At 51.9% G+C, this 25154-nt stretch carries 27 protein-coding genes; 19 read left to right on the top strand and 8 right to left on the bottom strand.

Features of this window, described 5'->3' with window-relative positions; all coding sequences use genetic code 11:
- Nucleotides 1–29 precede the first annotated feature (29 nt).
- The 3 genes from EKM97_RS03300 to EKM97_RS03290 form a co-directional block, all read right to left on the bottom strand.
- A complete protein-coding gene (locus EKM97_RS03300) occupies nt 30–221 on the bottom strand; it encodes a hypothetical protein (RefSeq protein ID WP_125570860.1) in 192 nt (63 codons plus the stop codon).
- The gene (locus tag EKM97_RS03295; RefSeq protein WP_125570859.1) at nt 208–435 is read right to left on the bottom strand and encodes a hypothetical protein; all 228 of its coding nucleotides are present in this window, start codon (nt 433–435) and stop codon (nt 208–210) included. The genes EKM97_RS03300 and EKM97_RS03295 overlap by 14 nt, the downstream gene beginning before the upstream one ends.
- A 218-nt stretch (nt 436–653) precedes the next feature.
- On the bottom strand, nt 654–1301 hold the full coding sequence (locus EKM97_RS03290; protein WP_164507419.1) for a CvpA family protein: 648 nt from the start codon (nt 1299–1301) through the stop codon (nt 654–656).
- 227 nt (nt 1302–1528) lie between these two features.
- Here EKM97_RS03290 and EKM97_RS03285 point away from each other — a divergent pair, with 227 nt between their 5' ends.
- A complete protein-coding gene (locus EKM97_RS03285; protein ID WP_125570857.1) occupies nt 1529–1735 on the top strand; it encodes an LBP_cg2779 family protein in 207 nt (68 codons plus the stop codon).
- A gap of 95 nt (nt 1736–1830) precedes the next feature.
- Here the strand turns inward: EKM97_RS03285 and EKM97_RS03280 are convergent, their stop codons facing one another.
- A complete protein-coding gene (locus tag EKM97_RS03280) occupies nt 1831–2178 on the bottom strand; it encodes a type II toxin-antitoxin system PemK/MazF family toxin (protein ID WP_125570856.1) in 348 nt (115 codons plus the stop codon).
- Nucleotides 2162–2395 carry a type II toxin-antitoxin system PemI/MazE family antitoxin gene (gene mazE / locus EKM97_RS03275; protein ID WP_125570855.1) on the bottom strand — a complete coding sequence of 78 codons (234 nt, stop codon included), beginning with the start codon at nt 2393–2395 and terminating at the stop codon, nt 2162–2164. Before mazE ends, EKM97_RS03280 begins: the two co-directional genes overlap by 17 nt.
- 304 nt (nt 2396–2699) lie before the next feature.
- Here mazE and EKM97_RS03270 point away from each other — a divergent pair, with 304 nt between their 5' ends.
- Nucleotides 2700–3386: a type 1 glutamine amidotransferase gene (locus EKM97_RS03270; RefSeq protein WP_125570854.1), complete on the top strand. Its 687-nt coding sequence runs from the start codon at nt 2700–2702 to the stop codon at nt 3384–3386.
- Between the two features lie 183 nt (nt 3387–3569).
- On the opposite strand, the gene EKM97_RS03265 is transcribed toward EKM97_RS03270, so the two are convergent.
- The 3 genes from EKM97_RS03265 to EKM97_RS03255 form a co-directional block, all read right to left on the bottom strand.
- A complete protein-coding gene (locus EKM97_RS03265; RefSeq protein ID WP_125570853.1) occupies nt 3570–3950 on the bottom strand; it encodes an iron-sulfur cluster biosynthesis family protein in 381 nt (126 codons plus the stop codon).
- Between the two features lie 16 nt (nt 3951–3966).
- A complete protein-coding gene (locus EKM97_RS03260; RefSeq protein WP_125570852.1) occupies nt 3967–4302 on the bottom strand; it encodes a hypothetical protein in 336 nt (111 codons plus the stop codon).
- Nucleotides 4303–4425: 123 nt separating this feature from the next.
- Nucleotides 4426–4935, bottom strand: coding sequence for a hypothetical protein (locus tag EKM97_RS03255; RefSeq protein WP_125570851.1), 510 nt, complete (start codon nt 4933–4935; stop codon nt 4426–4428).
- 324 nt (nt 4936–5259) lie between these two features.
- Between EKM97_RS03255 and rsmG the strand changes: the two genes are divergently transcribed.
- The 17 genes from rsmG to EKM97_RS03170 all read left to right on the top strand — a co-directional run bounded on the left by rsmG (nt 5260) and on the right by EKM97_RS03170 (nt 25021).
- On the top strand, nt 5260–5988 hold the full coding sequence (rsmG, locus tag EKM97_RS03250) for a 16S rRNA (guanine(527)-N(7))-methyltransferase RsmG (RefSeq protein WP_125570850.1): 729 nt from the start codon (nt 5260–5262) through the stop codon (nt 5986–5988).
- 3 nt (nt 5989–5991) lie between these two features.
- Entirely contained in the window at nt 5992–6963 is a 972-nt protein-coding gene (locus EKM97_RS03245) for a ParB/RepB/Spo0J family partition protein (RefSeq protein WP_164507418.1), read from the top strand.
- Nucleotides 6964–7003: 40 nt separating this feature from the next.
- Nucleotides 7004–7771: a ParA family protein gene (locus EKM97_RS03240; RefSeq protein WP_125570849.1), complete on the top strand. Its 768-nt coding sequence runs from the start codon at nt 7004–7006 to the stop codon at nt 7769–7771.
- The gene (locus EKM97_RS03235) at nt 7761–8627 is read left to right on the top strand and encodes a ParB/RepB/Spo0J family partition protein (protein WP_125570848.1); all 867 of its coding nucleotides are present in this window, start codon (nt 7761–7763) and stop codon (nt 8625–8627) included. Before EKM97_RS03240 ends, EKM97_RS03235 begins: the two co-directional genes overlap by 11 nt.
- Nucleotides 8628–8693: 66 nt before the next feature.
- The gene (locus EKM97_RS03230) at nt 8694–8897 is read left to right on the top strand and encodes a DUF951 domain-containing protein (RefSeq protein WP_125570847.1); all 204 of its coding nucleotides are present in this window, start codon (nt 8694–8696) and stop codon (nt 8895–8897) included.
- Nucleotides 8898–9168: 271 nt separating this feature from the next.
- Nucleotides 9169–10269: a redox-regulated ATPase YchF gene (gene ychF, locus EKM97_RS03225; protein ID WP_125570846.1), complete on the top strand. Its 1101-nt coding sequence runs from the start codon at nt 9169–9171 to the stop codon at nt 10267–10269.
- 101 nt (nt 10270–10370) lie between these two features.
- A complete protein-coding gene (locus EKM97_RS03220; RefSeq protein WP_125570845.1) occupies nt 10371–11081 on the top strand; it encodes a DUF1129 domain-containing protein in 711 nt (236 codons plus the stop codon).
- Nucleotides 11082–12289: 1208 nt separating this feature from the next.
- Nucleotides 12290–13309 carry an ABC transporter ATP-binding protein gene (locus EKM97_RS03215; protein ID WP_125570844.1) on the top strand — a complete coding sequence of 340 codons (1020 nt, stop codon included), beginning with the start codon at nt 12290–12292 and terminating at the stop codon, nt 13307–13309.
- Entirely contained in the window at nt 13306–14268 is a 963-nt protein-coding gene (locus tag EKM97_RS03210) for an ATP-binding cassette domain-containing protein (RefSeq protein ID WP_125570843.1), read from the top strand. Before EKM97_RS03215 ends, EKM97_RS03210 begins: the two co-directional genes overlap by 4 nt.
- 1 nt (nt 14269) lies before the next feature.
- On the top strand, nt 14270–15229 hold the full coding sequence (locus EKM97_RS03205; protein ID WP_125570842.1) for an ABC transporter permease: 960 nt from the start codon (nt 14270–14272) through the stop codon (nt 15227–15229).
- Between the two features lie 12 nt (nt 15230–15241).
- Nucleotides 15242–16186, top strand: a complete 945-nt coding sequence (locus EKM97_RS03200) for an ABC transporter permease (RefSeq protein ID WP_125570841.1) — start codon at nt 15242–15244, stop codon at nt 16184–16186.
- 149 nt (nt 16187–16335) lie between these two features.
- Nucleotides 16336–18132 (top strand): oligopeptide ABC transporter substrate-binding protein, encoded by a 1797-nt coding sequence (locus tag EKM97_RS03195; protein ID WP_125570840.1) that lies wholly within the window; start codon nt 16336–16338, stop codon nt 18130–18132.
- Nucleotides 18133–19177: 1045 nt separating this feature from the next.
- Nucleotides 19178–20968, top strand: a complete 1791-nt coding sequence (locus EKM97_RS03190) for an oligopeptide ABC transporter substrate-binding protein (protein WP_164507417.1) — start codon at nt 19178–19180, stop codon at nt 20966–20968.
- Between the two features lie 231 nt (nt 20969–21199).
- Nucleotides 21200–21859: an EAL domain-containing protein gene (locus tag EKM97_RS03185; RefSeq protein WP_125570839.1), complete on the top strand. Its 660-nt coding sequence runs from the start codon at nt 21200–21202 to the stop codon at nt 21857–21859.
- Nucleotides 21860–22168: 309 nt separating this feature from the next.
- Complete coding sequence (locus EKM97_RS03180) at nt 22169–22837, top strand: WxL domain-containing protein (RefSeq protein WP_125570838.1); 669 nt, start codon at nt 22169–22171, stop codon at nt 22835–22837.
- A 191-nt stretch (nt 22838–23028) separates the two neighbouring features.
- Nucleotides 23029–24084, top strand: coding sequence for a DUF916 and DUF3324 domain-containing protein (locus tag EKM97_RS03175; RefSeq protein WP_164507416.1), 1056 nt, complete (start codon nt 23029–23031; stop codon nt 24082–24084).
- A gap of 34 nt (nt 24085–24118) precedes the next feature.
- Nucleotides 24119–25021, top strand: coding sequence for an L-type lectin family protein (locus EKM97_RS03170; RefSeq protein WP_125570836.1), 903 nt, complete (start codon nt 24119–24121; stop codon nt 25019–25021).
- Nucleotides 25022–25154 lie beyond the last annotated feature (133 nt).

Below are 25154 nucleotides of genomic sequence, written 5' to 3'. Positions count from 1 at the left end.
AAAACGCTCATCCGTTTTGGATGGGCGTTTTACTTTGCTTGTGGCCAGAAACTCATCACCAGTACTGCAGCACTAGCACCGATAATCACGGCGAGTGCAGTCAGCATGCCCAGGTTCGTCAAACTCCGCCGCAACAGGGCGTGAATGCCGAAACCGCAGGCAACGATGATAAGCAGTAATACGAGTCTAGTGCTGATTGGATGGGTTTTAAAGACGTTCAAGGACGGTGTACTTCTCCTTACCCGCTGCGTCATCGCTCGGCGCCGCGTCACTTTCGTAGAAGACGGAAAACTTGCCGGAGTCGTCCTTTGCGACCACGAGGCCGCCCTGAATTTCATTGCGTGCCTTGTAGATCTGCGCACTGCGCCGTGCTGCTGAGTAGTCGAAGTCCCGAGCCAATGCATCGCCCTGGTTGAAGAAAATAGATTCACTCATGTTAATCCCGCCTTTCGTAGGCTGCTCGGAAGGGTGGTCAGGCTCCGGTGGATAAGGCGGAACCAGGTAAAATCCCGATTTTAGGATTTTGACTGGGTTCGTCTTATCCGCAAGGAGTCTACCCTTCCGAGCGCGACTGCGCCCGCGCAGTCCGCCTCTAACTTAGTTTTGTTACCACTTTCATTATAGCAGGGTGGCGAGTTGGTTTCAGTAGTTGCCTACTTGTTCCAGGGCAGCCAGCTCCAGAAGCCATTGCTGCTTGAGCTAGTATCATCACTGCTGGAACTGGCGGCGTTCACGTCGGAAGAACTGCTGCTGGTAGTTGAACTAGCATCTGTCGTGGCATCAGTAGTGTTGGCAGAATCTGTTGTAGTATTGTCCGCATTGGTATCATCTTGAGTTAGCCAATTTTGAATTGAATTGCTGTTGATTAGCGGTGTCTGGTTAACGACGAACTGCGCCGTCTTGGAATCGGTGTACTGCTGCTGCACCCACGGCGTGTCAATCATTAGTGCCAGCGAGAGGGTGGCAAAAATCAGCAGGTAGTTAAACGCCCCGCTGATCAGCGCACCGCCGATGCTGTTGGCCTGCTTGACGATGGGAATCCACTTGAGTACTTCCGCTAGTTTGAGCAGGAAGTGGCGCAGGATGTAGCCGATGATGATGATTACGAAGAAGGCGAAGAGGCGCGTGCCCAGATCTGGGGCGGCACTCATGACGCCGGCGAGGTCGTTGTAGAGGAAGAACGCCGCAAACCAAATGACGAAGCCACTCACCATCTCGATGATGGTTGCCGCGAGGCCACGCTGCCAGCCGCGCGCGATGGCGATAATCAGCCAGGCCGCGATGAGGATTGTGAAAATCAAAGGGGTACCTCCTTGTCTGTTAGCAATGCGAGCAAAAAGTGCGCACTGCCTTAGTGAGTAGTTTCATTATGTCAGACAAATTTGAAGAAACCATCGTACTTTGGGCCGACTAAAAGTTAAGTTTTTCCAGCCGGGCGAATTTTGTTGAAAACAGAGGGGACAGTTTGCGCCACCGTCGCCGTTTTCCGGTATACTAGAGACAACAGGAAAACTTGGAGGCCATTACTGTGAGTGAACAAAATCAGATTAGCGAATTCGCACACGAAATTATTGAATTTCAGCGTCGCAACAACATGACAGACACCGAAATGGCGCTAAACAGCCACGTTTCGGTTGAACACATCCACAATATTAAGGCGATGCGTGAGCCTGCTGAAGCTGACATTGTTGCCAGCTTGCGCGATTACATGGCACACAAGCCAAGTGGCAAGTAGCTATTATTCGGACGTCGCGGTGCGGCGTCTTTTTTTGACGAAAAAAGAATGCTTGCATTTTTTTGCAAACATTCATGGGTTAACCTGATGTGTTTTTAGAATGGAAAATCAAAGTTGAAGTAAACGATTTGAGCGACTCGGTAAAAATCTTCATCCCGCATGGTTTCAATGAATTCGATGGCGCGTTGGGCTTTAGCGGAGGCATCGAGGGAATAAATCTGCGCTGCGGCAACTTGACCGTGTGTTTCATAGCCTTGCAGTGTGAAATATCCAGGGATATTGCGAATTGTGGACGTGATTGGCGACACGATAACGAAGTGAGTGCGTTTATTGTAAATGTCGCTACTCAATACGAGTGCCGGACGCCTTTTTTTGATTTCACGACCGCGCTGAGGGTCGGAATCAATCCAAACAATATCCTTTTGCTTAGGAATGTAGGTCATTATCCACCTCGCCAAAGTCGAAGTCAGGCCACTCTTCAGTCATCTCTTCACCACGATCATCAGAAAGATATGGGTTCTTCATCCTGGGAACAATAGTGAATGATTGACCATCGGCAGATGGAATCATAATCCAGCGTTGTCCTTTTTTAAAACCCGCATTTTTAGGAAGACTTAAGGCCAGTGAGTTGCCACGTGTAACAGTTTTAACTTCTAACATATAAATCACCCTTTCTGAGCCCAAGTATAACACGTATTACGGTGTTGTACATATAAACTGGCACGATATTTTATTGTAAACAATCAGGGTATAAATAGTGATGTAAGACGTTGCTTAAAATAAAACACGTTATATAAATTTTGTTGTGTTCATTGAGGCTCATCGATAATTGCATGGCACTTTGCAGGATGTATTGACAATCAAAAGGGTGTATAATACTTATTAAAAGTAAGCGAGTCTCGATTCACGTACCCCCTGCTGTGCTATAATTTGCAGATAAAGATTAACGAGAAGGATGGAAACAATGGCTGAAACAATCAAGATTGCGTACCTGTATGAAGACCTCATGAATACGTACGGTGATAGCGGTGACGTGAAGATCATGCGTTACCTGCTCAATCAGCGCGGCTACGACGTGACCGTTGATAACATTAGCCTGGGCCGTGAGTTCAACGCTATGGATTACGACTTCGTATTCTTTGGCGGTGGCCAGGACTACGAGCAGACCGTTGTTGCCCGCGACGTGCCGCGTCTGACGGCTACGCTCCACGAGTATATCGAAGCCGGCAACCCAATGCTTGCCATCTGCGGCGGTTACCAGTTCCTCGGCACCGAGTACAAAATGGTCGATGGAACGACCATCGAGTGCACTGGCCTTTTGCCACTGCACACCGTCTTCCGTCCGGAAGCACGGATGATTGGCGACACTGAGTACGAAACCCAGTGGGGCATCGTCAAGGCCTTCGAGAACCACAGTGGTTGCACCTACTTCGATGACAAGGACAAGCTCAAGCCGCTCGGTAAAATGGTTACGGGCTTCGGCAACAACCCTGAAGAAGGCTACGAGGGGATGCAGTACAAGCAGACTTTCGGTAGCTACTCCCACGGACCAATTCTGCGCAACCGCAACATTGCGGAGGCGTTCGCAGACATGATTCAGCAGCGCCACGAACAGCGCGTGGGTGCGCAGGCGGTTGTGACGGCTGACTAAGATTTGCGAACGGGACGGAAACGAGTTGATTACGCAAGCTTGTTTCCGTCCCTCCGTGTATTAATGGGCAAACGCATGCCTGGCGTTTGCAAGCATATTGCTGAAATCAAAAAGGAGCCTTTTACACGCTAATTGTGCAAAAGGCTCCTTTAGTGCGTTCATGTTCATGTAAATATCTCAACACTACCGGGCTGGGTTGTTCTTTAGCCCATTCGGATCCGTGAAGTCGATGAAGCCCATGTTGCTGTCAATTTGGCCAATATCGCCACTGAGCACGTACGCGTTCTCGCGGTCGTTGAACTTCACCACCAGGTGTTCGTCGAGGTCTTCTTGCGAGTACCCTTTAACGCCAACGGGGCCGAGGTTGCTGTCGAGCCAGACGTCATAATCATGCACATCGGCGTCCGCCGCAACGATGTTGAGACTGAACTGCACCATCATGTGCATCATGGCGTGCTGTGAGTAAGGGCCGACGCCATCTTCAAAAGTTAAAAGCAACTTTTTGCCGTCTTGCAGCAGGGGCTGAATGCGCGCTGCGGCTTCATCCTTAAACGTAATCTGCATCATGTGCCTCCTTGCGCTAGAGCGCAATCTCGTGGGTGTCAATCTTGTGGCGCAGTGCCGTCTGAATGGCCAGCACTGTCTGCCGCGGTGCCTTCTTGAACGCTGCCAGCCAGTCGGTATCCTGAGTGGTGATGGTGGCCACAACCGCGCCGGCCACGTCGGTGATGGTCATGTCGGGGCCGTTCAGGTGGGCGCTGAAGTAACTGCCCTCGAGCCCTTCAGCGAGCAGAAAGTCTGCCCAGTCCAGTAGACTGCTTGTGATGACATCATTTTCCGTGACGTTCTTGCCAGCGGCGTTAGCCTGCTGCACCAGCTCGTCAACCTCAGCCATACTCATTGGTGTTTCGTTCATTGTGCGTACCTTCTTCTGATTTATCTGACATATTAGTGAAACTTGATTACGACTACATCTTACTTTAAGTAAGTAGTGTGGTCAATGAAAATCGGGAACTTTTGCAGAATCTATTGTTGTTGGCTAGGCCTTCGCGTCGGTGATGCAAAAGACGAGCACGTCGTCATCGTGCCAAACGTAAGTATCATCACAGCGGTACCTGCGTAGCCACGGCTGACCGTCAATCATCCGCAGGTAAAAGCCCTTGGGATACTCGACGTCTGAAGACAAGGGTGCCGAAGCAACCGTGAGTGCGCCCAGTGGTGCCCGCCCGGCGTGTACTGGCGCATCTGAAGCGGGCTGCTGCAGGTAAGCCAGACGCAGGTAAGCACCGGTCACTGACGGGCAAAGTGCAAGTCCCTGAGCCGTAGCCGCTGCAAAAATTGCGGGGAGTGTTGCTGCTTGCGGAATCCGCAGATCCGCAACGGTTCGCACCTGCAAGTGTAGAGTCAGAGGGTGCGCGTCCGCCGCTTGTAAATCAGCGCGCGCTAGCAGTTGCTGCGCGTGGACGTTCAGGCCTACGTTTTGCGCGGCCAGTTCCGCCTGTAGTTGCGGCATGGTGAAGGTGTTGATGCGTAGAGTTTCTGGGAACATTGGAATCACTCCTTTGGCGTCGTTTCGGCCCAATTATAGGCGTTTTTGTCTGCAAAAGACACGCTCGTTTCATGTGCAACAGCGGCTAGGTAAGCGGTTGTCAACGTCCGGCCGCTGGGCTAAACTAGGGAGTGACGTGAAACGAGAGATGTTCCACAATTGTGGCGGCTGGACAGGGGGCGTTAGTCGCGCTCCAGAAGGCAGAAACCTAACGTGCAAGGTGGTGACGACAAAAATCCTAAAATCGGGATTTCTATCGACACCACCTTGCACAACGGTTTCTAACCGCCTTCTGTCACAGCCTCTTCTTGAAAGGATATATACATGACTCCAGAAGAATTTGCACAAGCATTGGCCGCCAAGGGCATTACGCTTACGGATCAGCAAAAAGAGCAGTTTGCCACCTACTTCCAGTACCTGGTGAGTGAGAACGAGAAAATGAACCTGACCGCCATCACGGCAGAAGGGGATGTGTACCTGAAGCACTTCTACGACTCCGTGACCCCGCTCACCGAGATTCCGGAACTGCGCACCGCCGTTGTCAAACTGTGCGACGTGGGTGCTGGCGCCGGCTTTCCGTCACTACCAATGAAGATTTTGAACCCACAATTGCAAATCACCATTGTGGATTCGCTGCAAAAGCGTATCGACTTCTTGGACCGCCTGTGCAAGAAGCTGCACCTAACTGGTGTTGAACTCGTGCATGACCGTGCGGAAACTTTTGCTGGCAAGAAGTCGCCTTACCGTGAACAGTTCGACCTGGTCACTGCCCGCGCGGTGGCGGCCTTGCCAGTACTCGCGGAGCTGTGCTTGCCACTGGTGCGCATTGGCGGTCAGTTCATTGCGTTGAAGGCGGCGCAAGCGCCGAACGAATTGACGGCTGCCAAGCCCGCACTGAAACTGCTTGGCGGGAATTTTGACCGCGACATCGCGTTCAAGTTGCCCGTCCTGGACGAGACGCGGCACTTGCTGGTCATCGACAAGGCGGCGGCAACGCCGAAGAAGTACCCACGCAAGCCGGGGACACCGGCCAAGCAACCTATTGGAGGCTAAATTATGGCTTTGAATTTCTTTGGACGGAAAAAGAAAGACGAAAAGACGGTCACCGAGCTGCCAACCGCGGCCATTGTGCCCAACCGCTTCCAGCCCCGGAAGGTGTTCCAGGAAGAGGCCATTAAGGAACTTGCCGCGACCATTAAGGATCACGGCTTGCTGCAGCCTATCATTGTGCGCGAATACGAGCGTGGCCAGTATGAAATTATCGCTGGTGAACGCCGTTTCCGTGCGGTGACGACCCAACTCAACTGGGACAAGGTGCCTGCAATTGTGACCACCATGGCGGACGACGAATCCGCCGCGATGGCCATCATCGAAAACTTGCAGCGCGCCCAGTTGTCCCCCGTTGAAGAAGCGCGGGCATACCAGGAACTGATGAATAAGAACGCGATGACCCAGGAGACGCTGGCCCGCCAGATTGGCAAGAGCCAGTCCTTTGTCGCCAACAAATTGCGTCTGCTGAAGCTCAGCCAGCCGGTTCAAAGTGCCATCATGAACGGCGCGATTAGCGAACGTCATGGCCGTGAGTTGCTCAAGTTGGACGATACGCAGCAGCTGCAGGCCCTGCGCCAGATTGCCGAAAACAACCTGACGGTCAAGGAAACCGCGCGGCTCGTGCAGAGCATCATCGACCCTGATTCAATTTTGGCCGAAGAACAGGCCAACGACGCGCTTGCGGAACGGATTAACGCGGCCGTTGCCGCCGAGATGGCGCAAGAAGATGCGCAGACGGAAGAACCGGCCGCTGCGGCAGACGCAACGCCGACCGCTAAGCCGAAGAAGCCGCGCAAGAAGCGCATCGCCATGGCGCAGGACACGCGCGTGGCGGTCAACACGATTAAGCAATCACTCAAAATGGTCAAAGACACCGGCATGAAGGTGAAGATGCGCGAGGAAGATGACGGCGGGGTGCACCGCATTGTCATCGAGATTCCAAACCCGAAGGCACCGAAGCCGGCCGCTAAGAAGTAGGCATTGTCGCGCAGTCGCGATTTAATTAGGGAGGGAAACCATGGCACACGTAATTGCTGTTGCGAACCAAAAGGGGGGCGTGGGTAAAACCACAACCACCGTTAACCTGGCCGCATGTCTTGCCAACGCGGGCAAGCGCGTCCTGATTGTGGACGATGATGCCCAGGGCAACGCCACCAGTGGGGTCGGCATCGAAAAGCCCCAGGTGCAAAAGGATATCTACGACGTGCTCGTGAACGAAGAGCCGATTGACAGTGCCATTTTGCACACTGAGCACGATGGGGTCGATATTGTGCCCGCCACGATTCAGCTGGCTGGCGCCGAAATTGAACTCACCGCACAGATGGCGCGCGAAATGCGCCTGAAGCTCGGCCTCAAGCCGGTGCTGGACCAGTACGATTACATTCTGATTGATTGCCCGCCATCATTGGGGCAGCTGTCCATTAACGCCTTCACCGCCAGCAACTCCATCTTGATTCCAGTGCAGAGTGAATACTACGCCCTGGAAGGCCTGGGCCAATTGCTGAACACCATCAAGCTGGTGCAGAAGCACTTCAACCCAGACCTGGCAATTGAAGGCGTACTGCTGACGATGTACGACGCGCGCACGAACTTGGGCGCCCAAGTTATTGAAGAAGTGCGCAGTCACTTCGGCGACCACGTATACAGCACGGTCATTCCGCGCTTGACGCGGCTGGCCGAAGCGCCATCTTACGGTGAACCGATTGTGGACTTTGATCCGCACTCACGGGCCGCGCAGGTGTACGAAGAATTGGCTAAGGAGGTCATGGCTGCTCATGGTGAATAAGAAGGGGAAGGGCCTCGGTCGCGGGATTGACGCGATTTTCAGCGATCTCGATACCGAAGCCCGGAGTGATGACGCGGTTGTGGACCTAAAGCTGGCTGAAATCCGGCCTAATCCTTACCAGCCGCGCCAGAATTTTGACGAAAGCGCGCTGAACGACCTGGCGCAGTCCATCCGCGCCACGGGGGTTTTCCAGCCCATTATCGTGCGCAAGAGTGTGAATGGTTACGAAATCATCGCCGGAGAGCGCCGCTTCCGTGCGTCCAAGCTCGCCGAGAAGACGACCATTCCGGCCATCATCCGTGATTTTGACGAACGGGCGATGATGGAGGTTGCGGTGCTGGAAAACCTGCAGCGCGAGAACCTGACGCCAATCGAAGAGGCGCAGGCATACGACATGCTCATCAAGAAACTCAACCTGACGCAGGCGGAAGTTTCCAAGCGTCTGGGCAAAAGTCGGCCCTACATCGCCAACTACCTGCGCTTGCTGTCACTGCCGCCAATTGTGAAGCAGATGCTCAGCGAGGGCAAACTGTCGATGGGGCAGGCGCGGACGTTGCTGAGTCTGAAGGACAAGAGCAAGCTGCTCGCGCTGGCAAAGCGCACGGCAAGTGAAGGTCTAACGGTGCGTCAGCTTGAAAAACTGATTGCCGAGCAGAATGAGGGCGCCAAGAAGAAGGCTGCAGCGCAGCCAAAGTCGCCTTACCTGCGGGCTAGCGAGAATCAACTCGTCGACCGCTTCGGCACGAAGGTCAATATCGCCCAGACACACAAGGGCAAGGGCAAGATTGAGATTGATTTCACCAACACGGAAGACCTCAACCGCATCCTGAGCCTGCTGGACGTGAACATCGACTAACTCTGACCTTGTGGCATTGTGCTAATATAGTAGAATGTATTTTGAAAACCTTGTGGAGGCTGCAAAATGTACGATTTACACGATTTTGTACAAATGAAGAAACCCCACGCGTGTGGAACGAACCGGTGGGAAATCATCCGCATGGGCGCTGATATTAAGATCAGCTGCACTGGTTGTGGGCACATCGTGATGATGTCACGCCGCGACTTCGAGAAACGGATGAAGAAGGTATTACAGAGCGCAGCCGAACGGGTTGAGACCGAGGACTAAGGGGACTTTTGCGGAGGGCGCAAAGCGCACGCAGCAAAAGTTGTCTTAGCCGCAGGTCTCAGCTCGGCGGAGCTCGACTATGAACAGAGTGCAGCCGAACGGGTTGACGGTGAGGATTAACGGAGTTTTGGTGGAGGTGATGAAATCACCAGAAGCAAAACTGTGTTAACCGGAGCCTTCAGTTCGGCGGAGCTCGACTCCGCAGCAAAGCGGCATAAAGCCGTGCACCATTTATCCATTAATTCACGTACCAAAAGAAAGGATCACTATCATGTCTTTAACTGCTGGGATTGTCGGACTGCCAAACGTTGGTAAGTCCACCTTGTTTAACGCCATCACCAAGGCGGGGGCCGAAATGGCGAACTACCCATTTGCGACCATCGACCCAAACGTCGGGATGGTTGAGGTGCCTGATGAACGTCTGGCGCGGATTGATGAACTCATTCCGGCCAAGAAGCTCATCCACACGACTTTTGAATTCACCGACATTGCGGGTATTGTGAAGGGTGCCAGCAAGGGTGAAGGCCTGGGGAACAAGTTCCTGGAAAACATTCGCCAGGTTGACGCCATCGTGCACGTTGTGCGGGCATTCGATGACGACAACATCACCCACGTCACCGGCAAAATCGACCCACTCGATGACATGGAAACCATCAACATGGAACTGGCCATCGCTGACCTGGATTCCATCACTAAGCGCTACGACCGCGTTGAGAAGGTTGCGCGTTCCGGTGACAAGGAAGCCAAGATTGAGTTCGAAATTCTCAAAAAGATTAAGCCGGTTCTTGAAGAAGGCAAGCCAGTACGTAGCATCGACTTCGATAAGGACGAACAGAAGATTGTGAAGGGCTTCTTCCTGCTGACCAGCAAGCCAGTGCTCTACGTGGCTAACATCGCCGAGGAATACATGGCTAACCCTGAAGACTGCGACTACGTGAAGCAGATTGAGGCGGAAGCTGCTAAGGAAGGCGCTGAAGTCATCGCCCTTTGTGCCGAATCCGAAGAGGAAATTTCCGAATTGGATGATTCCGATAAGGCCGACTTCCTGGAAGCTGAAGGTGTTGAGGAATCCGGTTTGGACAAGCTGATCAAGGCAAGTTACCACTTGCTCGGTCTGGCCACCTTCTTCACTGCTGGTGGTAAGGAAACACGCGCTTGGACCTTCAAGCAGGGCATGAAGGCGCCACAAGTTGCCGGGATTATTCACTCTGACTTCGAGCGCGGCTTCATTCGCGCTGAAACCATGTCTTTTGACGACCTCGACAAGTACGGGAGCACCGCCGCCGTGCGTGAAGCCGGCCGTCTGCGCTCTGAAGGTAAGGAATACGTCGTTCAGGACGGGGATATTATCGAATTCCGCTTTAACGTCTAAGCGGGGCATCACATTGGGGGTCGCGGCGCGGTCGTGCCCGGATAATACGGACGCAGTGTGCAAAATTATTTTGCCAGCGCCTTAACTCTTGGGAGGAAACAATGTCTGATAAGAAGCAAGAACAGCAGGAAGTAACGCCAGCGGTTAACGTTGACGAACTGCTTCCCCAGCTCAGTAACAAGAATTCCGATTACGTATTTAAACTACGTAAGTTCCTGAAGGAAGACGGTGCGGACGACGAGAAGGAACACGCCGTTCTCGTCGAATTCCTGCCGAAGATTCTGAAGGATCAGCGCGAAGGCAAGCCGGCAACGACTGTCTACGGTGCGCCAAGTGAATTGGCCCAGCGCATTTTGAACGCGCCCAAGCCAGTCAAGAAGCAGCCATTCTGGATTGAAACCGTCGACTTGGGCTTGTCCTTCCTGGCAATCTTCGCCGTAATGTACGGCCTGATGTCCTTCTTTGCCAAGAACAAGAGCCAGGCTTCCTCAGGTGGCTTCGTGTCCTTGCTACTGATGTCCTTTGTGGCGGCATTCGTCTTCACTTACTACAGTCGCTGGATGGATATGCCTAAGGGCAAGCGACCGAACCTGTTCCTGCTGATTATCGCCGGCATGGCGCTAATCGTGCTGGTTTCGCTCGGGGCAACCTGGTTGACCGTGCACGGGAACACGTTCCTGACTGCGCAGCTGCCAGCTGTTGGCCAGTTCATCGTGGCCATTCTGGCTTACGGTGGTCACTTCTTCCTGAAGCGCAAGTACCACCTGCGCAACTTGTTCCAGGCAGCACCACGCACAACCAATCGCAAGTAATTAATTGGGGCCACGATGCAAATTGCATCGTGGCCTTTTTGTGTGGTACTCGGCAACTGCGGCAGTGGTGCGCTTGGGTTACGCTCCAGGAACTACGTCGGGCGGGGACCGCTTCAGCCCGCTAACGCGGTCTTCCGCTGGCAGAACTGCCGCAAAACCGGCGTCAGTTCTGCGCTCCCGGCATTATCGTGTGCAGCCAGAACGGAAAAGTCGCCGTTCTGTCTCCAAACGATAATGCTTTCGCCCGACTCCGTTCCCTCCGCTTCACCCAAGCGTACCACCGCCTACACAGCTGACACGATACTGGGTGGCAATCGTACTCTAAGACAGGGCGAACGAGTGCGAATTGTTTCGATTTTAAGCTGCGTTGGGTGATGTCAGCAATCGCTGAGACTGATGACCGTATAAGGCTATATTTAGACACGTACGCACTAGGTACAAGGCATACTACTCCTTGTAAGGAGTTAAATCCCACATCTGTATTGTAAAAACACCTAGGGTCTGGGGCGGATTGGCGTAACAACCGGGGATGGAGTTAGCGACAAGAAAATAAGCCATGTATGCCCGACGAGGTTTTGGTCGGGTGTACATGGCTTATTTTCTCGGGAGTGGGATTTTGACGCGACTTTTGCGGCAAAATCCCCAGCGGAAGCCCGCGCTCGCGGGCTGAAGCCAGTGGGCCTTGGCGCTTTAGCGCCATAGTCCCCCGGACACCGTAGGGCGGTCCCCGCTAACGGAGTCCGCGGTTGTGAAGCTAATCCGCCCCAGACCCGGCCTCCGTTCAACCGCAAAAAACACTTTTTCATGCAAAAACGCAACATCTCGTAATAAAACACACACGTTATCGAAATATGAATTCTCATAAAAGGTGGGACGCAATCCTGCCAAAAAGCACTGCCGATGCCAATAAATTACGCCGTGTCAGCTATAAGTTTGTTCATATTCTCATAATTAAAACGCGGACGATGAGGCTCGCGAACACTTGTTTACGTCGCACATTACTCAAACAAAATCAGATAGCAGAACGCCTGCACGTAGTTAACGTGACGCATTGACGGAATAATGCGACTAAATTCACGCAAAGTTCACAAAATTAACGAATTACCCTTGTAATTATCGCTCATTCGTCTCATAATAAGTCAGCATAGTTTAATAATTGACTAACCAAAAACAAATTTTAGTTACATAAAGAAAGCGGGTGCTATTTTATGACGACAGAGCAAGAGCAGTTCCTCAGCATGCGGAACGTCAGCACGGCTTTTAAGATTAACGGTAAGTATTACGACGCCGTTAGCAAGGTCGACCTCGACGTGAAGCATGACGAGATTCTGGCCATCGTTGGTGAATCTGGTTGCGGTAAGAGTACGCTAGCCACCAACATTATGGGTCTGCATGACCCCAACATCACCAAGGTGTCCGGCACGATCGAGTTTGAGGGACAGGATCTGCTGCAGCTCGATGAAGCAGGCATGAATAAGGTACGGGGTGCGAAAATCGGGATGATTTTCCAAGACCCAATGTCCTCACTGGACCCATTGAAGCGCATTGAGGAACAGATTGCCGAACCACTGGTTTACCACACCGATATGACCCAGGAGCAGCGCCACGCGCGCGTCATTGAGTTGCTGAACCAGGTTGGGATTGTTGATCCAGAATTGACCGCGCGCCAGTTCCCACACGAACTCTCTGGGGGGATGCGCCAACGTGTCATCATCGCTATTGCGATTGCTTGCAAGCCGGAACTGATTATCGCCGACGAACCAACGACCGCTCTGGACGTTACGATTCAGGCACAGATTCTGGACGTGCTCACTGACATCCAAAAGGAAAACCATGCCGGCATCATTTTGATTACCCATGACCTTGGGGTTGTTGCCGAAACGGCGGACCGCGTTGCCGTTATGTATGCTGGTCAGATTGTCGAAGAAGGGGCTGCCGCTCAGATTTTCAATGAGCCTAAGCATCCTTACACGCGTTCACTGCTGCGGGCAATGCCCCAGCGCGGGAGCGAAAACGACGATCTCTACGTCATTCAAGGCATGGTGCCATCACTGCAGAAGATGCCGCAGGAAGGCGATCGTTTCGCCGACCGGGTACCATGGCTGCCAGCTGATGCCCACGAAGAACACCCAGTACTGCACGAAGTCGAACCGGGCCACATGGTGCGGTGCACGTGCTACAAAACATTCGAATTTCCGGACCAAGCTAAGGGGAGTGGTGATGAATGAGTTTAATTGAAGTTAAGGACTTGAAGGTTCATTACCCTGTCCGTGGCGGTTTCTGGAACCGCATCATCGACAACGTCAAAGCGGTCGACGGCGTTTCCTTCAGCATTGAGGCTGGTTCAACCTTTGGTCTCGTTGGTGAATCTGGGTCCGGCAAAACGACGACGGGTAAGTCAATCCTGGGTCTGGAAAAGATGACTGCTGGCACCATCCTTTACGAGGGGCAAGACATCAAGGCTTCGGGGACTGCACGTACTGAGTACAACCGCAACGTGCAGATGATTTTCCAAGACTCGCTGTCCTCACTGAACCCCCGCAAGCGGATTGAGAGTATCATTGCCGAACCGCTCCGGAATTTTGAACACTTAGACAAGGAGCAAGAGAAGCTGCGTGTTATCCAGTTGCTCGACATCGTTGGTCTTGGCGCCGACGCCTTGTACAAATACCCTTACCAGTTCTCTGGTGGGCAGCGGCAACGGATCGGGGTTGCCCGGGCGGTTGCCACGAACCCCAAGTTGATTATCGCTGACGAACCAGTTTCTGCCCTGGACCTGTCCGTTCAGGCGCAAGTGCTGAACTTCATGAAGAAGGTGCAGCGCGAACTGGGTGTTTCCTACTTATTCATTTCGCATGACCTCGGGGTTGTGCGCCACATGTGCACCAACATTGCCATTATGCACCGCGGCCGTCTCGTTGAGATTGGCACGCGCGATGATATTTATAACCACCCGTTGCACATCTACACCAAGCGCCTGCTGGCCGCCATTCCGGAAACGAACGTGGATGGCCGCGCAGAACACCGCAAGCAGCGTTTGGCCATTGAGAAGGAATACGAAGAAGAACAAGCCAAGTACTACGACAAGGACGGCTTTGCACTGCCGCTCCAGGCAGTCTCCGCAACGCATGCGGTGGCATTGCCGGATGACTTACTGCACGAACTGAAAGCAAAGGGGAAAGCTTAACATGTGGAAAACAATTTTGCGTCGTGTTCTCATCATGATTCCCGAACTCATTGTCCTCAGCGTGCTGGTTTTCATCCTTGCCAAAATGATGCCGGGGGATCCATTTACCGGGTCAATTAACCCGCGGATGGGTCAGGCGCAGATTCACCACTTGATGCGTTTGAACGGACTGTATGATCCTTGGTATCAGCAGTACTGGAACTGGGTTGTCCACTTGTTCCATGGCGACCTGGGGACCAGTTACGAATACCACGAACCAGTTACGGCGCTGATTGCTCAGCGCGGTGCGAACACCCTGTACCTGGCAGTCTTCACCATGGTGCTGACCTACGTTATCGGCCTGCCACTGGGTATCTACGCTGGTAAGCACGAAGGCAAGCTTCAGGACACATTGGTTCAGATTTACACCTTCGTGACCATGTCGATTCCATTCTTCGTTGTGCTGGTTGTTGGGATTTGGGTCTTCGGCTACGCGCTGAACTGGTTCCCAACAGCGGGGTCGGTTTCCGCACAAGCGACGGGCCTCGGCGGGACCCTAATTTCTAGATTAGGCCACATTCTCCTGCCAGGCCTGCTCGGGGCGTTGTTCGGGACGGTTAACATCGTCCAGTACCTGCGTTCCGAAGTGATTGATGCCAAGGGTAGTGAGTACGTGAAAACCGTGCGGGCCAAGGGTGTGCCGATGCAGGCCATCTACCGCCACCACATTTTCCGTAACTCCTTGCTGCCAATCGCGGCGTTTGCGGGTTACTCCATTACCGGGTTGCTCGGGGGCTCCATTTTTACCGAAATGGTCTTCTCCTACCCCGGCATGGGCCTGCTGTTCCTGAACGCGATTAACTACCGTGATTACACGGTTATCACCGCGCTGGTGCTCCTCTACGGGTTCTTGAACCTGATGGGGACGCTGCTCTCTGACATCGTGCTCAGCATCGTCGATCCACGTATTCGGATTTCTTAGGAGGCGAGACGATTGGATTCTAAGTTAGATACAAGCAAAATTTCAGAAGAAGACCTGGCGCGCCTCACTAAAGAAGCCGAACAGGAAAAAACACCATCCGCGCTAAAGGTGATGTGGAAGGAATTCCGCGCCGACAAGCCGGCGCTGGTTGCCCTGGTCATCATCCTGGCGTTCTTCATCTTCGTGTTTGTGGCCTCATTGTTCATCAATGTGCCGCACGCGATGGAAACCAACATCATGTCCTACTACGCACAGCCATTCACCAGCGATTTCTGGCTGGGGGCCGACTCTGCGGGTCGCTCCATTGCCAAGCAACTGATTGTTGGGTCTCGTAATTCCATTGGGATTGCGATTGGCCTGACCGTCATCTCCTCAACCTTCGGGATTGCTTGGGGGATGATTTCCGGTTACTTCGGCGGCATGGCGGATCTGGTCATGCAGCGTGTCTACGACTTCATGATGATTATCCCAATGCTGATGACCATCATCGTTATCGTCACGGTCATTCCGCAGTACAACGCCATCACCTTGACGCTCATCCTGTCTTGCTTCTACTGGATGGGGACTTCCCGATTGATTCGTTCGCGGACCTTGGCGGAAACGCATAAGGACTACGTGTCCGCATCCCGCGCCTTCGGGACGAGCAATCTCAAAATTATTTTCCGGGAAATCATGCCAAACATTTCCTCACTGATTATTGTTGATACGACCTTGTCCTTTGCGGAGAACATGGGGGTTGAAACGGGGCTTTCCTACTTGGGCTTTGGCCTACCGATGGGGACGCCATCACTGGGGACTTTAATTGCGAACGCGAACGACCCAGAAAACATTACGAACTACTGGTGGACCTGGTTGCCAGCCGCACTGGAGATTATCATCCTCTGTCTGTCCATCAGTTATGTCGGCCAAGTAGCACGGCGGACACTGAACGCCGCACAGCGTCGCGGCGACGACTAACTTAGCAGCTATAGCACGCAGTAACTAGAGAAAGCTGCGTGGTTTAAAAGCAAACCACTTAGGGAGGTGGTGTCTCGTTCATAGCAAGCGTCCAGAGATACATCTCGAAATAATTTTATTCGTAACACAGTGAGTGGAGGGAAACATATATGAGTTATTCGAAGAAGTGGCTGACCGCTGGGGTTACCATGCTTTCAGTCGTTGCACTGGCAGCGTGTGGTAAATCCAGCAGCTCATCCGACAAGAGCACAAATAAAGTTGTAACGATGCCTTCTAGCTTTAGCGGCAAGGGCAGCGCTACAGCAGCAGCTAACAAGAGCACCCTGAAGGTTGCCGAAGTTAACGACGCACCTTTTGAAGGGATTACGTCCCCAACTATCCAGACTAACGCTGAAGACATGGACGTCTTCTCACCAGGTGGTTCAAACAGCCTGTTCAACGTTGACAAGAACTACAAGATTGTCGACGGCGGGCTTGCCAACATGAAGCTCGACCGTAAGGCCAAGACGGCAACAATCACGCTGCGTAAGAACGCAAAGTGGTCTAACGGTGACAAGGTTACCGCCAAGGACGTTGAATACCCATACGAAATCATTGCCAACAAGAACACTGTTTCACAGCAGTACTCTTCTGACTATGAAGTCATCAAGGGTATGGCCGACTACCACACTGGTAAGGCGAAGACCATTTCTGGGATTACCTTCCCAGACGGTGCTAGTGGCCGCAAGGTTGTCATTCACTTCTCCAAGATGGCACCTTCCATGGCATATGCAGGTAACTCCTTCATCTGGACATCTGTAGAACCATACAACTACATCAAGAATGTCCCAATTGCTAAGCTGGCATCCTCGGATCAGGTCCGTAAGAACCCTATCTTCACCGGTGCTTACAAGCTTGACAAGGTTGTGCAGGGTGAATCAACCAGCTGGTCTCCTAACAAGTACTACTGGGGCAAGAAGGCTAACATCAAGCACATCACCATCCAGGTTGTTTCTAGCAACAACATCACGGCTGCATTCAAGGCGAAGAAGTACGACTTTGCCTTCACCGCACCAAGCAGCCAGTACCCAACACTTAAGAAGCTGAAGGATTACAGCGCAGTTGGGACACCTGCACTGGCTTACGGCTACTTTGGCTTCAACCTTGGTTACTACGACACCAAGACTGGTAAGAACGTCATGTACAAGAACTCCAAGATGAGCAACAAGAGCCTGCGTCAGGCAATGTTCTACTCTCTGGACATGGACTCCCTGTACAAGAAGCTCGGGAACGGGATCTCCTACCGTGGGAACACCCTCATTCCACCTGCATTCAAGCAGTACAACGACAAGAGCAACCCTGGCTTCAAGTTCGACATGGCCAAGGCTAAGAAGCTTCTGAACGACGCTGGTTACAAGAAGCGCAACGGCAGCAAGTGGCGCTCCGATCCTAAGGGTAAGAAGCTTGTTATCTACTTCGGTGCTATGAAGAGTTCCGCAGCTACCGAAGCTCGTTACCAGTACGAACTGCAGCAGTGGCACAAGCTTGGCCTGGACGTTAAGATGACATCCGGCAAGCCAATGGAAATGAACAGCTTCTACAGTGTTCTCCAGGCACCTAAGCAGAACAAGATCGACATCTACAACGCTGCATGGTCTACCAGTTCCGAACCTACGCAGACTCAGCTCTACGGCGAAACTGCACCATACAACATGGGTCACTTTGTTTCCAAGGAAAACACCAAGCTGCTGAACGAAATGAACGACAGCAAGTCCTGGAACACGAAGCACCGTGTGAAGGTCTTCTACAAGTGGCAGAAGTACATGAACGACCAGGCAGCATACGTTGCTGACAACTTCTACCTTAACTACAGCATGGTTAACAACCGTGTTAAGAACTACGACAAGAGCCCTGCTAACAACGAGTTCTGGAGCAAGCTTGCTCTGACAGCATCTAACCCTAAGTAATCAGGATTGATGTTGCCGGCAAAATTGCTGACAAAGCAAAGCCCCGAGCACATTTTGTGCTCGGGGCTTTTGTTGTCCGATAGCATAAACCCGTGCCCGTAAGGCGGTGGGTCGGCAACTCCGGTGGTGGTGCGCTTGGGCCCTACGGTGTCCATTGCACTAACATCGCAAAAGCGATGAGTGCAAATGGCTGCGCTCCGGGAACTACGTCGGGCGGGGACCGCTTCAGCCCGCTGTCGCGGTCTTCCGCTGGTAGAGTTGCCGCAAAATCGGCGTCAACTCTACGCTCCCGAGATGATTGTACGAAGCCACGACGGCAAAACCGGCCGTCCTGTCTCCAAACAATCATCTTTTCGCCCGACTCCGTTCCCTTCACCCTTCGGTGTCCGTCTCACTACGCGCTAAAGCGCGAGGTCGACTGGCTTCGCCCCAGCGCACCACCACCTCCGTAGCCAACACGTTACCAAGTGCTAATCACAGGAATAGTCAGGGTGATTTCTGATGGTCTGGCGTCTGGAGATTGCATTCGTGTTGGCTCATCCACATTGACTGATTTGACGAATATCACGGCATTCGGGAACAGCTTACTTTTGATATTTCCGGAAATACCATCACTATCGTCTCGTTAATGCGCTTAGGGCCTGGGGTGGATTGGCGTAGCAAGCAGGGACGGAGTCAGCGAAAATACAATTAGCCGTGTATGCCCGACATAGTTTTCGTCGGGTGTACACGGCTAATTGTATCGGGAGCGGGACTTTGACGCCGGTTTTGCGGCAAAATCCCCAGTGGAAGACGGCAAAGCCGGCTGAAACGGTCCCCGCTGACGGAGTTCCTGCTTGCGAAGCCAATTCGCCCCAGGCCCGACCTGCGGCCGATTTCGTAGCTGCCATCCTTGCGGATGACACCAAATCAAACAAATTTAAGTCACAGCGTGTCAAAATTGTGGGTCGCGCGGTAAGATAGCAAGGGTGGTTAAACGTGGTCGCAGAAATGCGGTCGAGAGGTGTCGTGGGGGCGTCTCGCTATTATATGGAGGAAATCACAAATGATGAATTCGAAGAAGTGGGCGGCGACTGGAGTTGCGCTGCTCTCTGTTCTCACGTTAGCGGCGTGCGGACAGTCAGCTAAACCCAAGAGCACGAGTAAAATCGTGGGGATGCCGACCAAGTTTAGTGGCCAGGGTAACGCAACTACGGCGGGTAACAACAGTACCCTGAAGATTGCGGAAGTCAGCGATGCGCCTTTTGCAGGGATTGCATCGACCAGTTTGCAATCGAACGCTGAGGACGCCGATGTGTTCAGCCCAGGCAGTGGCAACATGTTGTTCAACGTTGATGCCAATAGCAAAATCATTGACGGCGGCCTCGCCAACATGCGCCTCGACCGGCAGGCCAAGACCGTCACGATTACGCTACGCAAGAATGCGAAGTGGTCGAACGGCGCCAAGGTGACGGCCAAGGATGTTGAGTATCCTTACGAGATTATTGGCAGTCCGGATTCACCGTCGACGCAGTACACCAATGATTTGGCGGCCATTGCGGGGATGGCGGCTTTTCATTCCGGTAAGGCCAAGACTATCTCGGGTATCAGCTTCCCGGACGGCGAAACGGGCCGCCGCGTGGTCATTCGTTACAGCAAGATGGTGCCGGCAATGCAATACCTGAGCAGTCCGTTCTTGCTGGCGACGGTTGAACCCTACGCCTATCTCAAGAAGGTTGCCATTGCCGACCTCATGTCCGCGCCGCAAGTGCGTAAGCGCCCGCTGTTCACTGGCCCGTACAAACTTGCCAAAGTGGTGCAGGGCGAATCGACGAGTTGGGTACCCAACAAGTATTACTGGGGTAAACAGGCCAAGATTAAGCACATTCTGATTCAGGTTGTCTCCACGAGTAACGTGGTCGCGGCGTTCAAGGCCAAGAAGTATGATTTTGCCTACAACTCACCAAGCAGCCGTTACCCCGCGCTGGCAAAGCTCAAGGACTACACCGCGGTCGGCGTGCCGGCACGCGCGTATGGTTTCTACGGTTTCAACGTTGGGCACTTTGACACCAAGACCGGTAAGAACGTCACGGATGCCAACGCTAAAATGAACAATAAGAATCTGCGCCAGGCAATGATGTACGCGCTGGATCTGGACGCCGTTTACCGGAAATTCGGCAATGGCATCTCCACGCGCGGCAACACGCTGATTCCAAAAACCTTCAAGCAGTACAACGACAAGAACAACCCTGGCTTCAAGTACAACCTGGCCAAGGCCAAGCGTTTGCTTGATGATGCCGGCTACAAGAAGCGCAGTGGTGATAAGTGGCGCACGGACCCTAAGGGCAAGCCACTGACGATTCATTTTGCGGCGGCGAAGGGCTCGGCCGCGTCTGATGCTCGCGCCCAGTATGCTTTGCAGCAGTGGCGCAAGCTCGGGCTGAACGTACAGTTCACGGACGGCCGCTTGATGGACATGAACAGCTTCTACAGCATTCTGCAGCAGCCGCAGCAAGATCAGATTGACGTGTACAACGCGGCCTGGGCGGTTGGCAACGAGCCGACGCCGAGTGCGTTCTACAGTGAGAACGCCGCGCTCAACTTGAGTCACTTTGTATCCAAGGAGAACACGCAGCTGCTTGAGCAGATGAACGACAACAGCTCGTGGAACACCCAAAAGCGCATCCAGGTCTTCTACAAGTGGCAGAAGTACATGAATGACCAAGCGGTGTACGCACCGGACAACTTCTACCTCGACTACAGCATGGTTAACGAGCGGGTGAAGAACTACAATAAGAACCCAGACGCTAACCAGTTCTGGAGCAAGCTGGAATTGACGGCGTATAAACCGTTGTAGGATGTTCTTACTACATTAATAGTAGAAGATATGAAAATGTTCATACAAACTCTGGCAACGTTGGGGTGTCCGTGCTAAAATACTATTAGTAAGTGACCTGAAATTGAATTTAAATGCTCACCCGCGTGCGATATAGACGCGGGACGACCCGTCCGCGGGAGCCTAGTGCTCGCCGTGTGGCGGGCCTTTTTTATTCTACAGGATGTCGGAAGCACCCCGGGAGGATTAACCATGATAAGGTTTTTTGGACAGAAGAAGGTTTCAAACACAAATCCGAATAAGCTGATTGGCTATGAATTCCTGCTGCGGGAATACGTTGACGGTCGTTGGCAACTGCCAGATGACTTCAGCAAGTTCTCCGCAACTGAGATTGCCAATTTGCTCGAACGCACAATCGAGGCGCTGCCACCAGACTTGCCGCTCATTTCCTTTAACTTGGATCAAGCCCAGTTCGTCGATGCGCAGTTCCGCGCTAGCATCACCCGCGTGTTCCGCACTCGGCCAGTGCACCTCTACGTTGAACTCACCGAGCGTGACAACAGCGTGCAGATGGATGACCTTGTGCAGGCCGCCCGCGATTACCGTGATTGCGGCATTCGCGTGGTGCTGGATGACGTCGGAACTGGCGATAATCAGTCCAAAATGGCGCATGCATTAAATGAATTTACTAGTGAGTATAAGTTTGCACTACAGAATGCACGGGCGAGCCAGCAGATGGCTGGCGTCGGCACACAGCTGAAGTTCTGGAGCGATTTGGCCAAGCGTCACAACAAGATCTTCGCGATTGAAGGTTTCGAATACGCACAAGACCTGGACCTGGCCCGCGATTACGCGCCGGACGTCATGCAAGGTTACTACTTCGGCAAGCCAGAGCTGATTGCAATCGGCTAAGTGGATTCTACGACTATCACCATTAACTAATGGTATCGTTAATATAAAAATATTTTTATTATATTGCGAAAAAGGGTTGCGCAATCCTAAAAAGGTGTGTAATATACAGAGTCTCGACAGGGGAAACCCTAAAGAACCAATAAACAAATGAATATTTTGCTCACCTAAGCAGATGTCTGATAAAAAAACAGGCGCTTAGGACGACCCGGTCTCAGGAGAACACCACTCGCTGAATGATCGGGCCATTTTTTTTGGAATTAAAACAGTCAATTAAGCCAAATAAGAAATTATAATTCGGGGGAATTTATCATGAAGAAGAACATCTTTGCTATCACCGCTGCTGCTGCACTTGTACTGAACATCGCTGCTACGAGCGTTACGACGTTTGCTGCTGACAACAACTCGACCAGTAAGACTACAACGGGTCACATCAACCTGACAACGAAGAGCAACGACGGTAAGGGCGAAGAAATGGGGATTACCCTTGACAAGGTACCAACCATTGAATTTGGCACACACACGATTTCTGCGAAAGACCAAACCTACGAAGCTACTTCTGTAACGGATCTTCAAGTTACCAACCCTGGTTACGATTCCGGTTGGGATGTAACAATGGCAGCCGGTCCATTTAAGTCTACTGACGATACTTCTGCTGCGGAACTCAGGGGCGCAATTCTTAAGTTGGGTGCTGGTGCTACTACTGACCCTAACGGTAACTCTTCCGCTGCCAGTGTTAATGCTTTTGATGGGAACAACAGTAAGGCACAGTCTGTTTTCACCGCTGTTGATGGTACGCAGGGTGTTGGTGCTAACATCGACTCCTTTACACCTGACAAGGCGACGCTCTTTGTACCAGCTGGTAACGTTGCAGGAGACTACACGTCCACACTTACATGGACGCTTTCCAGTGCTGCTACGGTTGCTGTGGGCAGTGACCCTGCACAGGCCTCTGCACAAAACGGTACACCTGCAGAATAGTCTTGTTGGATGACTCAATAAAATAAATTAAATCGCGACCTATGTTCGGCCTACTACTGATATAACTGCAGATATGGTAAACTGGAACTGAAATTCGCGTATGGAGGGCGTTTGCTGTCAGCATGACCGGTCGAGATGATCGCGTGCGCGGTAACGCCCTCTTTTTTGCAAGAGAGTGGGAGAATATTCTGATGAAGAAACTTGTAGCGTTCCTGATGGCATTGGTGGGGTTAATTGCCGCGGCGCCGACTTTGACGACGCATGCGGATCAATTGACCTACTCTGTTAGCGCGCAGCTTCCAAGCAACCAGATGACCAACAAGGTCACGTACTTTGTACTGAAGGTGAAGCCAGATCAAAAGCAAAACTTGACGATTGCCATTCAGAACAAAGACAGTAAATCACACAAGTACCGCGTTAGTGTGAACCGCGCGACTACGAACGTTAACGGGGTCATTGACTACAGCAAGCACGGAACCAAAAAGGCCAGTTCGTTGGCGTTAGACATTGAAACAATGCTGCCTAAGCCGACCACTGTGACTGTTCCTGCAAAGACCAGTCAGGCTTTTTCACTACCAATGACTGTGCCAACCAAGAGCTTTGTTGGGACGGTTCTTGGTGGTATTCGCGTCATGGAAGTTGACAACACTAGTGCGAAAAAGCAGCAAAAGGGTGTGTCCCTTACCAACCGTTACGCTTATGTAATTGGTTTGCAGGCTCAGGAACAAGACTCCATCAGCGGAATTGCGCCGAACATGATTCTGCACAGCGTGAAGCCAACACAGCTCAACTACCGCAACTACATTTCTGTTAATGTAGAAAACACTGCGCCAATCATCATGACGAAGTTGCAGATGGATGCCAAAATCTACAAGCGCGGCACCAAGACAGTTGTCATGAAAGTTAATAAGAAGGATATGGGAATCGCGCCTAACTCGGACTTTGCCTTTCCTGTTAGTGCTAACAACAAGCCTTTACAGGCAGGTAAGTACACACTTGATCTGAATGCTTGGGCGGTAAACAAGAAATACCACTGGCACTTCACTAAAAACTTTGTAATTAAACGAGATGTGGCAAACAAGCTGAACAAATCAGCTGTGGACCAGAAAAAGCCAAAGACGAACTGGCTGATGTGGTTGCTCATCGCACTCGCAATTCTGATTCTGCTCCTGCTGCTCTTGATTCTGCTTCTTCTCTTCAAGCGTCGTAAGAAGGATGACGAAGACGGCACCACAGCGGGTAAATAATTAAAATCAATTATAGGCCAGGGGGAGGCTGATAATGATGAAGATTCGAAAACATTGGTTACGATGGAGTATGATTAGCCTTTTGGCGATGGCACTGGCGTTGATTGCCGTTATTCCACCGCGCGCGGAGGCGGACAGTAGTAGTACGCCGACAGGGTTGAATTTTCCGGATGATTATTTTAAGGGAACGACGGCAGGGATTGTAACGGCTGCTGCGGGTACAAAATTTCAACTCTACAATATTAACGAAAATGTTGGTGAGTTTCAGTCAATTTGGACTAATCAACCTAACTTTTCATTGAAGCGCAGCTCATCTTTGGGCTTCTGGGTACGGATGCCAAAAGTTGATGCTACAACGGGCAAGGATGATGGGATGGCCTTTGTTCTTGCAAAATCGAATGCCAAACTATTGTCGGATTCGGGCGACTCGGGTGAAACACTGGGAGTTTATGCTGACCCGAAGAAGTTTTCGAGCACCAGTAGTGCAAATACTGCTATTCAGAACAGTTGGGCGATAGAGTTTGATGTCCATCAGAATGAAGATGGGGGCTGGTTTCACTCAGACGCTGATGGTAATTATGATTATAATTCTACGAGTGTTTTTCCCCATGCGGCTTATTCATATCCCGGAGACCCTAACACATACACGAAAACATCAACAACTCTATGGAATAATATAGTTTCTGTAGTACACCATAAAATTGTCACTATCCCTGAGGGTAGCTGGTTTCATGTCTCCGTGAAGTATGATAAATCAACGAACCGATTGCTGTATGCTATTGATGATTCTAAAAATGGTGTTGTTCCGGCGCTCACGTCAAGTAATGCCACCGCAACAATTGATGCCAACGATTTGAAATCTAAATTAAATGTTAGCGATGATAGCAACCTTTACTTTGGATTCACCAGTGCCAACAGCTTAAATAGTGGCTGGTGAATTAGCCCTAACTTTCAGGCAAATCCGCGATAACTTTGTAATCAATCTTCACCGCAGTCTTATTCTTTTTGGCAGTAATCGAAATTGGTCTACTTAAAACTGCGAGAAGATTTTCCAAATTCGCCATGACCAC

The sequence above is a fragment of the Lacticaseibacillus songhuajiangensis genome (genome assembly GCF_003946025.1).
GTDB classification, from domain to species: domain Bacteria; phylum Bacillota; class Bacilli; order Lactobacillales; family Lactobacillaceae; genus Lacticaseibacillus; species Lacticaseibacillus songhuajiangensis.
The sequence above is the reverse complement of the archived record's forward strand: the minus strand, read 5'-3'. Positions and strand labels throughout refer to the sequence as shown.